Raw genomic sequence first — 762 nt, 5'->3', positions numbered from 1 at the left:
ACGACTGCGGTAGGGGGAGAGCGAACGCTAAAGCTACGCTTCAACCTGAGTCAGCGCATCGCTAGAGCGTTTTCTGCGCTGAATGAATCGGTTGGGATTCCCAAAGTGGTGATGATCTGATTCAAGATGACCGCCGGGATGGGGGCCGGTTCTGGATGTCATCACGCACATTGTCTCTGGATCTCCGCGAACGTGTTGTCGCGGCTGTATCGAATGGTCTGTCGCGTCGTCAGGCGGCCGAGCGGTTTGGCGTCAGTCCGGCGAGCGCCGTTCGCTGGTGCGCCCTTGCCACCGCGACCGGCAGCGCCGCCGCCAGTCCGCGTGGCGGGGATCGTCTGTCTCACCGGATCGAGGCGCAGGCAGCGCGTATTCATGCGCTGATTGCCGAGAAAGACGATCTGACCCTGGCCGAAATCCGAGCCCGACTGGCTGAGGACGGCCATCACTTTGCAATCGGCACACTGTGGCGTTTCTTCGCACGCCATAGGATCACATGGAAAAAAAGACCGCTCACGCGGCGGAGCAGGACCGGCCGGACATCCTGACACGACGACAGGACTGGTTCGATGTCCAGCCCGATCTCGATCCGAAGCGGCTGGTTTTCATCGACGAAACCTGGGCCTCCACCAATATGGCGCGCCGTTATGGGCGGTGTTTGCGCGGCCAGAGGCTGCGTTCCGCCGTACCACATGGTCACTGGAAAACGACGACATTCGTCGCCGGGTTGCAACTGACCGGCATCGTAGCGCCCATGGTGCTCGA

General features: G+C 61.4%; 1 pseudogene. It reads left to right on the top strand.

What is annotated here, in order from left to right:
- Positions 1-155 precede the first annotated feature (155 nt).
- Positions 156-762 (top strand): annotated as a pseudogene (locus tag AD928_RS15100) (IS630 family transposase); the annotation flags it as partial.

The organism is Acetobacter cerevisiae (assembly GCF_001580535.1).
Lineage (GTDB): Bacteria > Pseudomonadota > Alphaproteobacteria > Acetobacterales > Acetobacteraceae > Acetobacter > Acetobacter cerevisiae.
This window is presented reverse-complemented; position numbering and strand designations above follow the sequence as displayed.